The sequence below is a fragment of the Aquisalinus flavus genome, from assembly GCF_014640095.1.
Lineage (GTDB): Bacteria > Pseudomonadota > Alphaproteobacteria > Caulobacterales > Parvularculaceae > Aquisalinus > Aquisalinus flavus.
In genome coordinates, this window is the sequence record NZ_BMGH01000001.1 from 997,084 (window position 1) to 1,009,399 (window position 12,316).

14 protein-coding genes are annotated in these 12,316 nt (G+C 59.4%); 5 read left to right on the top strand and 9 right to left on the bottom strand.

From position 1 onward, the window contains the following. Nucleotides 1–31: 31 nt before the first annotated feature. From IEV88_RS04495 to IEV88_RS04505, 3 genes are read right to left on the bottom strand one after another with little or no spacing between them, the layout of a single operon-like run. Nucleotides 32–1,579, bottom strand: a complete 1,548-nt coding sequence (locus IEV88_RS04495) for a TadE/TadG family type IV pilus assembly protein (RefSeq protein ID WP_188160074.1) — start codon at nt 1,577–1,579, stop codon at nt 32–34. Further along, nucleotides 1,566–2,129 (bottom strand): TadE/TadG family type IV pilus assembly protein, encoded by a 564-nt coding sequence (locus tag IEV88_RS04500; protein WP_188160075.1) that lies wholly within the window; start codon nt 2,127–2,129, stop codon nt 1,566–1,568. Before IEV88_RS04500 ends, IEV88_RS04495 begins: the two co-directional genes overlap by 14 nt. Nucleotides 2,130–2,140: 11 nt before the next feature. Then, nucleotides 2,141–2,674 carry a TadE/TadG family type IV pilus assembly protein gene (locus tag IEV88_RS04505; RefSeq protein WP_188160076.1) on the bottom strand — a complete coding sequence of 178 codons (534 nt, stop codon included), beginning with the start codon at nt 2,672–2,674 and terminating at the stop codon, nt 2,141–2,143. Nucleotides 2,675–3,027: 353 nt separating this feature from the next. Between IEV88_RS04505 and IEV88_RS04510 the strand changes: the two genes are divergently transcribed. From IEV88_RS04510 to IEV88_RS04520, 3 genes are all read left to right on the top strand, one after another. Beyond that, a complete protein-coding gene (locus tag IEV88_RS04510; RefSeq protein ID WP_188160077.1) occupies nt 3,028–4,068 on the top strand; it encodes a hypothetical protein in 1,041 nt (346 codons plus the stop codon). A 65-nt stretch (nt 4,069–4,133) separates the two neighbouring features. Continuing rightward, nucleotides 4,134–5,120: a hypothetical protein gene (locus IEV88_RS04515; RefSeq protein ID WP_188160078.1), complete on the top strand. Its 987-nt coding sequence runs from the start codon at nt 4,134–4,136 to the stop codon at nt 5,118–5,120. Then, nucleotides 5,117–5,395 (top strand): UBP-type zinc finger domain-containing protein, encoded by a 279-nt coding sequence (locus tag IEV88_RS04520; protein ID WP_188160079.1) that lies wholly within the window; start codon nt 5,117–5,119, stop codon nt 5,393–5,395. Before IEV88_RS04515 ends, IEV88_RS04520 begins: the two co-directional genes overlap by 4 nt. Before the next feature lie 124 nt (nt 5,396–5,519). Here the strand turns inward: IEV88_RS04520 and uvrA are convergent, their stop codons facing one another. Together uvrA and IEV88_RS04530 are read right to left on the bottom strand one after the other, a co-directional pair. Then, the gene (gene uvrA / locus IEV88_RS04525; protein WP_188160080.1) at nt 5,520–8,432 is read right to left on the bottom strand and encodes an excinuclease ABC subunit UvrA; all 2,913 of its coding nucleotides are present in this window, start codon (nt 8,430–8,432) and stop codon (nt 5,520–5,522) included. A gap of 156 nt (nt 8,433–8,588) precedes the next feature. After that, nucleotides 8,589–9,473, bottom strand: a complete 885-nt coding sequence (locus IEV88_RS04530; protein ID WP_188160081.1) for a sulfotransferase family protein — start codon at nt 9,471–9,473, stop codon at nt 8,589–8,591. 221 nt (nt 9,474–9,694) lie between these two features. On the opposite strand from IEV88_RS04530, the gene ssb reads away from it, so the two are divergent. Then, on the top strand, nt 9,695–10,183 hold the full coding sequence (ssb, locus tag IEV88_RS04535) for a single-stranded DNA-binding protein (protein ID WP_188160082.1): 489 nt from the start codon (nt 9,695–9,697) through the stop codon (nt 10,181–10,183). Between the two features lie 63 nt (nt 10,184–10,246). Then, nucleotides 10,247–10,480, top strand: a complete 234-nt coding sequence (locus IEV88_RS04540; protein ID WP_188160083.1) for a hypothetical protein — start codon at nt 10,247–10,249, stop codon at nt 10,478–10,480. A 6-nt stretch (nt 10,481–10,486) separates the two neighbouring features. On the opposite strand, the gene IEV88_RS15305 is transcribed toward IEV88_RS04540, so the two are convergent. The 4 genes from IEV88_RS15305 to IEV88_RS04555 form a co-directional block, all read right to left on the bottom strand. Beyond that, entirely contained in the window at nt 10,487–10,618 is a 132-nt protein-coding gene (locus tag IEV88_RS15305) for a hypothetical protein (RefSeq protein ID WP_268235725.1), read from the bottom strand. 107 nt (nt 10,619–10,725) lie between these two features. Next, nucleotides 10,726–11,154 (bottom strand): secondary thiamine-phosphate synthase enzyme YjbQ, encoded by a 429-nt coding sequence (locus tag IEV88_RS04545; RefSeq protein ID WP_188160084.1) that lies wholly within the window; start codon nt 11,152–11,154, stop codon nt 10,726–10,728. Further along, entirely contained in the window at nt 11,154–11,576 is a 423-nt protein-coding gene (locus IEV88_RS04550) for a DUF1801 domain-containing protein (protein WP_188160085.1), read from the bottom strand. The genes IEV88_RS04545 and IEV88_RS04550 overlap by 1 nt, the downstream gene beginning before the upstream one ends. A 17-nt stretch (nt 11,577–11,593) precedes the next feature. Beyond that, on the bottom strand, nt 11,594–12,199 hold the full coding sequence (locus tag IEV88_RS04555) for a superoxide dismutase family protein (protein ID WP_188160086.1): 606 nt from the start codon (nt 12,197–12,199) through the stop codon (nt 11,594–11,596). Between the last annotated feature and the right edge of the window lie 117 nt (nt 12,200–12,316).

Below are 12,316 nucleotides of genomic sequence, written 5' to 3' on the forward strand. Positions count from 1 at the left end.
GGCTATGGGCTGCCGTCGCTGCCCTTCCCCCCTAGCGCGTGATGCGCAGCTTGTTCAGATCGGAGCCGATGGCGCCAAAGGCATCGTCGAGCGCGCTTGCCGACGGCGCGAACCAGTATTTGCCCGGATCGGAAGCGCAGTTCTCATACAGTGATTTTGTCGAGGCATTGGGACTGGTAGAGAAGACCACAGTGTAGATCGTGATACCCTGGGCCTTTGCAGCGGTGCACAGGGCTAGCAGCCGTTCTTCGACGGCGGTCTTCGCCTTGCCGCTGTTGGATGTGCCCAGGAGCGCGTTCATCTTGGCTTCGCCGAGGCGGCCATAACCGGTGATGTCGGATGTCTCGCCGCCCGCTTTTACCCAGTCGCCTGCATTGCCGGCATTAAAGACAGTGTTGTCGCCGTCCGTCATAAGAACGATGGCGCGGCGCCAGCGCGGCGAGTCCCAGATGACAACGCCTGTCTTCGGATCCTTGTATTCACCCGCTTCAGTGAACGGCTCGCCGGGTGTCAGGGTACGAATACCCCAGGCCATGCCGATATCCGCGAAGGTGCCTCCGCGATTCCAGGCGGTCATCGCATTTAGGGCGGTGATGACTTCAGCCTTCTTTCCGGTCAGGGGCAGGATCGGTGTCGGGCAACCTGTATTGGGCCCGTAAAAGTGGTTTGAGTTCTTGTTACCGCCTGGCTCTATGGTCGAAGGATCCGGCTCACCCGATTTGGACCCGTTCTTGCGGACATCGTACCGGTTATCGTCGACGATCGGCCAGATCAGCGGTTTCCATTTCTGTACCGAGGGCGGGGTATCGTCGATTGAAGCCGCGCCGTCACGCTCGTAGACGCACCCTTTCCATTGCGTCTTGTCAGACGGATCGTATTCCAGCGGTTTCAGGTCAGCGGTCGGCACACTCGCGTAGCCTTTCGGGTTGCCGGGTGTGAGATCCGCCGTGTTCGTCATGTCGACGATCGACGGCGCTATATCTCCGGGATTTACCATGGCAGCATAGGGCACTACCGAAACGCGCAGCTCCTCTTCCTTGCCGCTGGCATACAGGGAATGCGTCATGCTCAGCGACGCCTTGCGCAGCGCCTCCAGTCGGGTCGTGCCGTTGAGACCGCCCCACATCGAGCCCGTATTGTCGAGAACGAGTGACACCATCAGCCCGCCACCCGCCCGGTTGACGTCTGTTCTTACGCTGATCGTGATCGGCTTCTTGTACACCATCTGTACAAAGAACGGCGTCATCGTGGCAGATGAGGTGACGGTGACCTTTTCCGCCGTCGATGTCGTGTTGATCTTGTTGATCTTGGTATTGCCGAGCTGGAAGTTGCGGTGGATATAATCCGTTGCCAGCTTGTTCAGTTCGTCACTTGTGCCGAAAGTCGTGCCGACCGCCAGTGCTGCGGCATCGGTTGCACTCTGCAACTCGAATTTTACGAGCTGCACGCGGGCGCCGTCCACGGCAAGGCCGGCGAAACCGATCAGGGGCAGAATCAGCAAGGACGTGAGGATGGATATGTTGCCCGCAACGGATCGACCGAAGGCCGTTCCGTCAAGCCTGTACCTAATCGTGTTCATAGCCTGTTACTTCCTTGCCGACATCTGTCAAGTCACCGTTGATTGCGATCGCGCGCGTGGTCCGTGGTTTGGAGTAGGAGATAACAGTCTTCGTCATCTTCGTATCGCCGAACACGGACAGGAGAGTGTTGGCCTGTATGCGGACGACTGCGACGATGACGCTCTGGCCAGGTTCAGCGAGACCCTCTGCCGCCTTGATATCGAAGTCGAGCTTTGCCGATCCAGCGGAGCGCTTCCAAAGAAGGACCGGTGTGTGGTCCTTCTTGTACCCTATGCTTACCAAAATGAAAGAAATATTGCCATTCTTTAGATCAACGGAAGGTAAAAGGTATTCGGATACATCGTGAAACTCCTTGATATCGGAATCAGTCAGTTCATCGAATCGTGACGTAATATCGCTCAACTGAAACGCATAGCGCTCGAGTTCGTCCGACAGCTGGAAGCGGAAAGACAGTTCGTACACAGACAAGAATATGATGATGATGACTGGCATGACCAGGGCAAATTCAGTCGCAGCGATCCCGGCGTCGTTTTTCTGGAAGCGTTTCATAGCCAACTCTCTCAGCAATTGCCGACGCAGCCAAAGGGCTCGTTCTTGGTTATTGCATACCCCACTACGAGGACAGGCTCGCCGTCGGACTGAAAGATATCCTTCAGCAAGGGTGTGTTGAAACTGTAGGGCATGGTCGCGGTAACCATCGTTATTTCTTCCTGCTTGCCTGGTTTAAACACGAAATTCGTGGCCTTGCCCTTGCCGTTAAAGCTCGGTTTGACGACCTTAATCTTCTGCAATGAAGCGAATGACCGGACGTCGAACTGGATGTCGGCGCAATCGAGATGCTTCGGCGTGTGTCCGCAATAGGCCTTCTTGAAAGCATCGGCCGGATCGCCCGAGCGCTGGATTTCGCCGGTCTGGAGATCGCGCGTCACCTCGAAAATTATCGAGCGCAAGGTGAACTTGTTCATGACTAAAACGGAAGTTTCCATGATCGCAAATACGACGATGAAGAACATCGGAGCGACCAGCGCAAATTCGATTGCGGTCGCCCCGCTTTTATCGCGAAATCCGCATTTCAGAATGGTCTTGTCGAACATAGCCCCTGTGCTCCCCGCAGGTGCAAACCTTCGCAAACCGTGGTTAAAGAAATGCCAAAAAAATCGGTTAACTCGCAAAAAAATTAAAATGTAATAAAATTGTCGGAACGGGGATTCCGGTTCGAGGATTTCAATCGGCAGAGACCAAACGGCGCAGGCGCGTGTCGCCGAAACGAGGTTTCCGTGTCATGCCAGATGAATGTGTCGAGGAGAGGAGACTACGGGACCCGCTTGTGCGCCGCCCGTTTCGTGTTAGGCTCAAACATTCGAGATGGTTCTGGACCGTCTCTGCCCCGGTGGGGACCGGGTTCTTTGGGATAAGAGCGTCATTGCAAGAGTGGGGTCCGGGGCGTATGCGTATCAACTTCTACAGGTCGGTCACTGACGCGTGGGGCTTTGCGGTTCACCGGTTTTCGCTGATTGCGCGTCTGGCCTGGTTCCCGGTCCTGCTGATCATCATGATGTCGCTGTTGCTGCCCTATGTGCTGCTGACCATCCTCAATGGCCAGGTGGTCACAATCACCGATATCTCCCTCGCAGATGCGGCAACCGCAATCGCCAAAAACCAGGCGCTGCTATGGGAACAACATTTCGGGACGATGCTCGCGCTGAACGTCCTGTCCTATGTTTTCTCGACCCTGATGTATGCCTCCTTTCTGGTGCCGCTGATCCGCTATACGGCGCGCGGGATCGAGCCGTCGCACCGCTCTGTCGTGCTGCATATCGGTCCGCGCCATTTCAAGTTCCTCGGCGCGACGCTGCTGACAGTGGGCAGCATCTTCCTGCTGCTGTGGATGCCGGTGATGATCTCGACCTTCTTCATCGACTCCCATGTGGCTGACGCCATGAACACGAAATATGCCGTGTTTCCCGATGCCGACAGCCTGCATTCCGTCGAGATTGTCAGCGGACTGGAGAGTGCCCTCGGTTTTGCCCTGCTCAAGGGCGTGCTGCGGATCGTTGCCGTCGTTTCGGTGCTCTATTTCAGCCTGCGCTTCTTTGCCGTGCCGTTCTTTGCCGGGGTCAGGGAAAAGGGCGACAGCTATCATTCGATCAAGGCGTCGTGGGCGCTGACGCGGAGCTGGAACGCGGCCAAGCTGGCCTGCGGCCTGCTGGTGCTCGGTATCGCGATCTTAATTGTCACCTACCTTCTCAATGTCTATGTGCTGACGCTGACCGCGACGGCATTGCAGACCATGTACGCGCTGGCTTTCTCATCGACCGGGGTCATGGGCACGTTAGGGCAAGACATGGCCTGGGTGCTGGATTTGATCGAATGGATTTGGGTGGTAATCCGGGTCGTGCTGAACCTCACCTTCCTGTGCTTCGTCTTCGGCATCATTGCCGGGCTCGGCGGCAGCCTTGTCCGCCAGTCGGGATTAGTGGGCGACTAACTATCGCAAAATGACGCGGACCGCCGTATAAGCTGAGGACTAGAGGGCTGGCCTGGAGGAAAACCATGACCAAATTGTCGCTGACGAGCGTGCTGAATGAAGCCTTCCAGTTCGGTGTTGGCCGCTTCTGGACCATCATCCGCTGCGTGTTGCTGCCCTATGTGATCCTGATCGTTGGTATTGCGATCATCGCCGCCAGCCTGATCGATTTTCAGGCGATCATGGATATGGCCCAAGGCGGGCTGGCTGAACCCGATGACATCGGGGGTTTTCTGGACCTCGTCTTCAGGACGAATTTCTGGCTTACCGTCTTCATTCTTTATCTCGCCAGCCTCGTCCTGATGCTGCCGCTAATGGGCGGCATGACCAGTCTTTACCGGCTTGTCGGTCTCGGCGAAGAGCCGGGCGGCTGGTTCAATCTGCGCTTCGACGGGCCGATGTGGCGGCTGGTGATTGCGAGCATCATTTTCACGGCGATCCAGTATGTCCTGACCGCGATCGGCTTCGGTATCGCCTATGTGCTGAACCCGCAGGCGGTCGAGGGGATCGGCGAAATGATCGCCGTCTTCCATAACTTGGATTTCGAGACGGGGGCGTTGGGCTATGAGCCGGATCCTTCGGCAATCGGCGCGCTCTTCGGGTTCTTTTTCCTTGGCTGGCTGATCACGCTGCTCCTGTCGATCGCGATCCTGACGCGGCTGGCGCCGTTCATGGCGGCGACGGCGTGCGAGAACCGGCTGATGCTGATTTCCTCGTGGAGCATGACGAAAGGCAATTTCTGGCCGATCCTCGGGGCCTATATCCTGATGATCCTGGGTTTTATCGTGCTGCAGATCGTCTATGGCCTGCTGACCCTCGTCATTCAGATGATCGTGGCAGTGGTGAGCCTGGGACTGCTGACAGTGGCTTACAATATCGTCGACTTTGCCGTGAACATGGCACTGGCAGCCTTCATGCTGGGTGTTCAGATTGCGTTCGCCGCCAGCATCTATCGCAAGCTGTGGCTTGAGCGCGGTGATGGCGAGACCGGTGCCGGTGGCCTGGAGGTATGACGGTCTGTATCCATCAGGATGCGATCGACCTGCCCGCGCCGGAGGAAAGCGCCAAGCAGGGCGCTGTCTGTGAGGACTGCGTGAAGATTGGCGGGCGCTGGCTGCATCTGCGCTATTGCCGGACCTGCGGCCATGTCGGCTGCTGCGATTCCTCGCCAAACCGGCATGCCCGCGCCCATGCGGCAGCGGAAGATCATCCGATCATCACCTCGATGGAGCCGGGCGAGCACTGGTCCTGGTGCTATGAGGATGAAGCGGGGGTGAGGCCGGCCTGAGGGGAATTGTGGCATGAGCCTCGTCCTTCGTGGCCCGGCCATGCCGGGCACCTCAGGATGAGGCTCCTGAATTTGTGTCATGCAGCCCTCATGCTGAGGTGGCCTCATAGCGGACCTCGAAGCATCACGCCGCCTTGCGCTTGCGCGTGGTTTTCTTCGTCGCTTTCTTCGCTGCAGGCCTGGCCTTGTTCTTTTCCAGGATCGGCTTGAGGAACTCGCCGGTATATGACCCTTTTGCCTTCGCCACATCCTCCGGCGTGCCGGTGGCGACGATCTCGCCGCCGCCATCGCCGCCTTCGGGGCCGAGATCGATCAGCCAGTCGGCCTGTTTGATGACTTCGAGATTGTGCTCGATGATGACGACGGTGTTGCCGGTGTCGACCAGTTCCTGGATCACTTCCATCAGCTTGCGGACGTCTTCGAAATGGAGACCCGTGGTCGGCTCGTCGAGAATGTAGAGCGTGCGGCCGGTGGCGCGTTTCGACAGCTCCTTGGCCAGCTTGACGCGCTGGGCCTCGCCGCCGGACAGGGTCGTCGCCTGCTGGCCGATCTTGATATAGGACAGGCCGACACGAACCAGCGTGTCCATCTTTTCCCGGATCGTCGGCACGGCCTTGAAGAAGTCCGCGCCTTCCTCGACGGTCATGTCGAGCACGTCGGCGATGGACTTGTCCTTGAACTTCACCTCGAGGGTTTCGCGGTTATAGCGCTTGCCGTGGCAGACATCGCAGGTGACGAACACATCCGGCAGGAAGTGCATCTCGATCTTGATGACGCCATCGCCCTGACAGGCCTCGCAGCGCCCGCCCTTGACGTTGAAGGAGAAGCGCCCAGGCTTGTAGCCGCGGGCCTTAGCTTCCGGCAGGCCGGCAAACCAGTCGCGGATCGGGGTGAAGGCACCGGTATAGGTCGCCGGGTTGGAGCGCGGCGTGCGGCCGATGGGCGACTGGTCGATGTCGATGACCTTGTCGAGCTGGTCGAGCCCCTCGATCGCCTCGTGAGGGCCGGGCACTTCCTTGGACTTCATCAGCTTGCGCGAGGCGGCCTTGTAGAGCGTCTCGATGGTCAGGGTCGACTTGCCGCCGCCGGATACGCCGGTGACGCAGGTCAGAAGGCCGATGGGATATTCCGCCGTGATGTTTTTCAGATTGTTGGCGCTGGCGCCGACGACCTTGATCGTGCGTTTCGGGTCGATCGGGCGGCGCTTGGCCGGGATCGGGACTTCGCGTCTTCCGGCAAGGTAATCGCCGGTGAGAGATTTCCTATTCTTGATGATGTCAGCGGGCGTGCCTTCGGCGATGACCTCGCCGCCATGGACGCCGGCGCCGGGGCCTATGTCGAGAACATGGTCGGCGGTGCGGATCGCATCCTCGTCATGCTCCACGACGATCACGGTGTTGCCGAGATCCCTCAGCCTCCGGAGGGTTTCGAGCAGGCGTTCATTGTCGCGCTGGTGCAGGCCGATGGAGGGCTCGTCAAGCACGTAGAGAACGCCGGTCAGGCCGGAGCCGATCTGCGAGGCGAGGCGGATGCGCTGGCTCTCGCCGCCGGACAGCGTGCCGGAATTGCGCGCCAGGGTCAGATATTCCAGCCCGACATTGTTGAGGAAGTGCAGCCGGTCGCGGATTTCCTTCAGGATGCGCCCGGCGATTTCCATTTCCTTCTTTGTCAGTTTCCTGTCGAGGGCATTGAACCATTCGTCGGCCTGTTTGATCGACAGACTTGCCGCATCGGAGATGTTGCACTTGTTGATCTTGACCGCGAGGGCTTCGGGCTTCAGGCGCTGGCCGTTGCAGACGTCGCAATGGGTGCGGGACTGGAATTTCTCCATCTCCTCGCGCACCCAGCTTGAATCCGTCTCGCGCCAGCGGCGTTCGAGATTGGGGATGACGCCTTCGAACGGCTTGACGGTCTCATAGCGGCGCAGGCCGTCATCGTAAATGAAGCGAACATCCTCGCCTTTGGTGCCATAAAGGAGGATGTCGCGCTGCTTCGCCGTCAGCTTGTTGAACGGCGTGTTGATGGTGAAGCTGTATTGCTTGCCCAGCGCCTCGAGCGTCTGGGTGTAATAGGGACTCTGGGTTTTCGACCACGCCGCGATGGCGCCTTCGCGCAGCTTGCGCTCCTTCTCGGGCACGACCAGGTCCGGGTCGAAATACATCTGCGTGCCGAGCCCGTCGCAGGCCGGGCAGGCGCCGAACGGGTTGTTGAACGAGAACAGGCGCGGCTCGATCTCGTCTATGGTGAAGCCGGAGACCGGGCAGGCGAACTTGGCCGAGAAGGTGGTCTTCAGCGGGTCGCCATTCTCGTCCTTCTTGTCGGCGCTTTCGGCGATGGCGATGCCGTCGGCGAGCTCAAGCGCGGTCTCGAAGCTCTCGGCGAGGCGGCTCTCGACGCCTTCCTTGACGACGATCCGGTCGACGACGACATCGATATCGTGCTTCAGCTTCTTGTTGAGGGCGGGCACATCAGCGATGTCGTAGAAGGTGCCGTCGACGCGCACGCGTTGGAAGCCGCGCTTTTGCAGCTCGGCGAACTCCTTGCGGTACTCGCCCTTCCGTCCACGGATGAGCGGGGCGAGTAGGTAGAAGCGCGCGCCGTCGCCTTCCTCCATTAGCCGGTCGACCATTTCGGACACGGTTTGCGAGGTGATCGGCAGGCCGGTTGCCGGCGAATAGGGAATGCCGACCCGGGCCCAGAGCAGGCGCATATAGTCGTAGATTTCCGTGACCGTGCCGACCGTCGAGCGCGGGTTGCGCGAGGTCGTCTTCTGCTCGATGGAAATCGCCGGGGACAGGCCGTCGATCTGGTCGACATCGGGCTTCTGCATCAGTTCGAGGAACTGGCGGGCATAGGCCGACAGGCTCTCGACATAGCGGCGCTGGCCCTCGGCATAGATCGTGTCGAAGGCGAGGGACGACTTGCCGGAGCCGGACAGGCCGGTGATGACCACCAGCTTGTCGCGGGGCAGTTCGACGGTGATATTCTTGAGATTGTGCTCGCGCGCGCCAGAAACGCGGATCGACTTCAGGGACATTCAGGACAGCTTTCGGGATTGGTGTTCTATCGAAGAGATAGAGCATGGAGTCGCAATTGACAGCAAGAACGTAAAGCGAACATGGCGTGTCGCTCGTTCGCGTCTCAACGTTCAAGATGGGAAAGCGCTGGGGCTATCGCAATGCTCGCCGGTGCATCACACCGACCAGTTTTCGAAGGCCATGCCGGTATCGCGCCGCAGGGCCGCAGCATCGGCGGCGAGAACCGCGCGCAGGGCGTCGATCACCGGCGCCGGGAACGCGGGCGGCGTGCGCCCTTCGGCGGGGCCCGAGACCGCTGCGAGCGACTTGATCCTGCCCGCAAGCCCGCCCGGCAACAGGGCGCGAAGCTGTGCGCCGAGCGCGCTTTCCCTGATCCCCATCCACCAGCCCGGCATGCGACCAAGCTCGGCACTGGAGTTGGATTGCGCCGCCTGCGAACCGCGCAGGTCAATGTCGAGAAAGGTCCCGATGCAAGCCAGGGTCGGCTCCGTCTGCTCGACAAGATCATCAAAATCGACAATCAGGAGCTGGTCTTCCCTGAACAGCTTCAGCCAGGGCTGCAGCTGCCAGTGATAGCGGCTGGTATTGAGGATGTGCGCGCCCGCCTCGCTGTCGAGCAGGGCGGCGGGCTCCGGCATCTCGCTGCCGGTCAGCCAGGCGTGATTATATTGCGAGATCGCGCGGGCGACGGGATCGCGGACGATGTAGATCAGCCGCGCAGCCGGGTTGGCCGCGTGGATCAGGGATGGCGCTTCGGGGAAGGCGTCGCGCTTGGCATAATTGGGTGAAATGTCGCCGCACAGGGCGTGCCGGTTGTCGAACCGGCTCTCGTACCAGCCGGCGCCGCGGCGATGGTTCTTTGAGGCGATGAAGTAGTCCGTTTCCTTCATCGCCGGCAGGCAGACACCTGGTTGCCCTGTCAGTATTTTCTGCAGGGTCGTGGTGCCGGCGCGCATTGCGCCGATGACGGCGAAATCTGGCAGGGGGCGATCGGGAGACAATGCCGCCCGGGCGGTCGAGGTTGAGTTGGTCGCGCTCATAACGGTTCGAACCCTCTCAGGATTCGGTTAATATCCGGATATTGACAATGAGAACATTATATGAACAATCGCGAGTAGAGTCGTATCCCCAGCTGCGCGGGTCCAAGAAAATGCCCGGTGGGGAAAACCAGTAATGGGGTGCGCAGAGCGACGCCTGTTAGGGTGCTCGCACTTTCAAGTTTACCGGACTTATGTACCGGAGTTTTGCAGGAGATTGGTGTATGGCTGGCAGTGTGAACAAGGTGATCCTCGTAGGCAATCTGGGGGCGGACCCGGAAGTGCGCCAGTTTCCCAATGGCGGCTCGGTCTGCAACCTGTCCGTCGCCACGTCCGAGAACTGGAAAGACAAGAATACCGGCGAGAAGCGGGAAAAGACCGAGTGGCACCGCGTCGCAATCTTCTCGGAAGGGCTGGTGCGCGTTGCGCAGAGCTATCTGAAGAAGGGCTCCAAGGTCTATCTGGAAGGCCAGCTCGAAACCCGCAAATGGCAGGACCAGAACGGTCAGGACAAATACACGACCGAGATCGTGCTGCGGGGCTACAATTCCAACCTGACCATGCTTGACGGCCGCGGCGAGGGTGCCGGTGCCGGCGGCGGTAACTATGGCCAGCAGATTTCCGGCGGCGGCCGTGGCCGCGACGACGATATGGGCGGCGCCAGCCAGGATTCCGGCCGCTCCTTCGAACTGGATGACGAAATTCCGTTTTAGTTGGCGTCGATTGGCCGTCTCCCGGCGGATCATCTATCCTGGGGGATGAGCCGGGAGAGATGAATGGCAGAAGACAAAACTCCTGACGACAAAACTCCTGACGATGAAATCGATCTCGTCTCGGAGCTTGAGGCGCAAAAGGAGCGTCTCGCGAAGAACCGGTTTTACAATCCGGAACTCGATCAGGGCGATAACACGCCTCAGTGGACATATGGAATTATCGCTGCACTTGAAGTCGTGCCGTGGATAGCCGCTGCAGTCTCATTGGTCTATCTGGCGATGCTTTTCATCGGCTGATCGTGCTCAGTTTTCCTCGATGGAAATGCCTTGGTCGGAGAATTCAATCTCGATTTCGCTCTTCTTGCTGTCCTGATAAAGGAACCAGCCGCCACCGGCGATAACGATCAAAAGCAGGACGATGATGACAGGCCGCATTGGATAATTCCTCCCCTGAATATTAAACCGTTTAGAAAACCCTATTCAGACGCGAGAGTTCCGCGAAGCCGATCAAATCCGGATTTTCTCTGTGAGCGGATTTCAGTTTAGTTGCCCTGAAAACACAGGGTCAGCGTGCGGTTGTGGCCGTGATCACGATGTTCGATGACATAGACGCCCTGCCAGGTGCCGAGGTCCATCCGGCCATGCATGACTGGAATGGAGAGGGAGACATCGGTGAGGACGGATTTGACATGGGCGGGCATATCGTCCGGCCCCTCTGCATCATGGCGCCAGCGTCTGCCGGCCGGGGCGAGATCTGACAGGGCATCGAGAAGATCTGTCTGCACGTCAGGATCGGCATTTTCCTGTATCGTCAGCGACGCGGAGGTGTGACGGATAAAGACAGTCAGCAGGCCGTTGCCGGCAGCGTGTTCGGCGAGCCAGCCATCGATCCGACGACTGACATCCTGCATGGACCGGCCGCGCGTCTCGACGCTCAACCGCCCCGTTGCCTGTCTGGTCATATCTTCCATCAGTGATATGTCCTCCGCATATAGGCGACGTCCTTCACGATCATTTCCTCCAGAACGGCCATGTCGATATCGGCGAGTTTGTTGACATAAAGACAGCTCTTGCCGGTCTTGTACTTGCCAAGGCGCGCCAGCATCTCATCGCGGCCATCGAACCCGCCCATGAGGTAGATGGCGAGATTGCCCTTGCGTGGAGAGAAGCCGGTCAGGCACCAGTCGCCTTCGCGGCCACTGTCATAGGTGTAGTGGTACTGGTCGAAGCCGATAATTGACGGGCCCCAAAGCACCGGCTCGCAGCCGGTGACCCGTTTCATGATCGCCAGCAGGGTGAAGGCGTCCTGACGGCGGGTGGCATTATCGACGCCCTCGAGCCAGGCGATGACGTCATCGCCTGTCGGTTTCGTCTTGTTCTCGCTCTTCGCCATAGAGACGCCTCCCGGTTTTATCGCGAGAAGGCCGCGCAGGCGACGCGAGCCCCGGCGCCGCCGATCGGCTGGGTCATGTGATCGTCAGGGTTCTCATGTACGACGATGGCAAAACCGTCCGGATCCATCAGGATCGCCCCGGCACCGACCAGAGACGCGGCTTCTTCCCCGGGGGTTACGCGGACATAAGAGTTGAAGAAGGATGCCGTCGCGCGGCCATCGGCACCGGCATAGAGGTTCGGCATGTCGGCGCGCTCATAGCCATTCGGGTTCAACAGGCCGTGCTCGTTGCCGTCGGGATTGATATGGCCCCCCGAGGCCTTGAAGCCCTCGGTAGTGTCGGAACAATCGCCGACCTGGTGCAGGTGAATCCCGTGCCAGCCCTGCGACAGACCCTCCAGATCGACCTTGAACAACGCGCCATTCGGGCCGTCAACGATCGCCGCCGTGCCGATAGTTTCGCCATCGGTCCCGATGAAATCGGTACTGAAATCGCCATCAAGGTCGCCCAGCAGGGGGTCTCCAGTGCCATATCCCGTACTTTCCTGTGCGCCACAGGCGGCCAGCAGCGCCGCGACGGCGCCAGCCCCGAAAAGACGAATGGAATTTTGTCGAAAAATCATGGGTTTGGGTCTCCTTCCTCAGTTCCCGACCTATTCATATAATACACCGATTGCCCGCGGGTTCCACGCCCCGCAAGCTTGCGGCAATGGCAGGGATGGTGCTAAGCAGAATGCCCA

Coding starts and splice junctions, on each gene's coding strand:
- IEV88_RS04495 (WP_188160074.1), bottom strand. CDS start 1,579: ATGAACACGATTAGGTACAGGCTTGACGGAACGGCCTTCGGTCGATCC.
- IEV88_RS04500 (WP_188160075.1), bottom strand. CDS start 2,129: ATGAAACGCTTCCAGAAAAACGACGCCGGGATCGCTGCGACTGAATTT.
- IEV88_RS04505 (WP_188160076.1), bottom strand. CDS start 2,674: ATGTTCGACAAGACCATTCTGAAATGCGGATTTCGCGATAAAAGCGGG.
- IEV88_RS04510 (WP_188160077.1), top strand. CDS start 3,028: ATGCGTATCAACTTCTACAGGTCGGTCACTGACGCGTGGGGCTTTGCG.
- IEV88_RS04515 (WP_188160078.1), top strand. CDS start 4,134: ATGACCAAATTGTCGCTGACGAGCGTGCTGAATGAAGCCTTCCAGTTC.
- IEV88_RS04520 (WP_188160079.1), top strand. CDS start 5,117: ATGACGGTCTGTATCCATCAGGATGCGATCGACCTGCCCGCGCCGGAG.
- uvrA (WP_188160080.1), bottom strand. CDS start 8,432: ATGTCCCTGAAGTCGATCCGCGTTTCTGGCGCGCGCGAGCACAATCTC.
- IEV88_RS04530 (WP_188160081.1), bottom strand. CDS start 9,473: ATGAGCGCGACCAACTCAACCTCGACCGCCCGGGCGGCATTGTCTCCC.
- ssb (WP_188160082.1), top strand. CDS start 9,695: ATGGCTGGCAGTGTGAACAAGGTGATCCTCGTAGGCAATCTGGGGGCG.
- IEV88_RS04540 (WP_188160083.1), top strand. CDS start 10,247: ATGGCAGAAGACAAAACTCCTGACGACAAAACTCCTGACGATGAAATC.
- IEV88_RS15305 (WP_268235725.1), bottom strand. CDS start 10,618: ATGCGGCCTGTCATCATCGTCCTGCTTTTGATCGTTATCGCCGGTGGC.
- IEV88_RS04545 (WP_188160084.1), bottom strand. CDS start 11,154: ATGGAAGATATGACCAGACAGGCAACGGGGCGGTTGAGCGTCGAGACG.
- IEV88_RS04550 (WP_188160085.1), bottom strand. CDS start 11,576: ATGGCGAAGAGCGAGAACAAGACGAAACCGACAGGCGATGACGTCATC.
- IEV88_RS04555 (WP_188160086.1), bottom strand. CDS start 12,199: ATGATTTTTCGACAAAATTCCATTCGTCTTTTCGGGGCTGGCGCCGTC.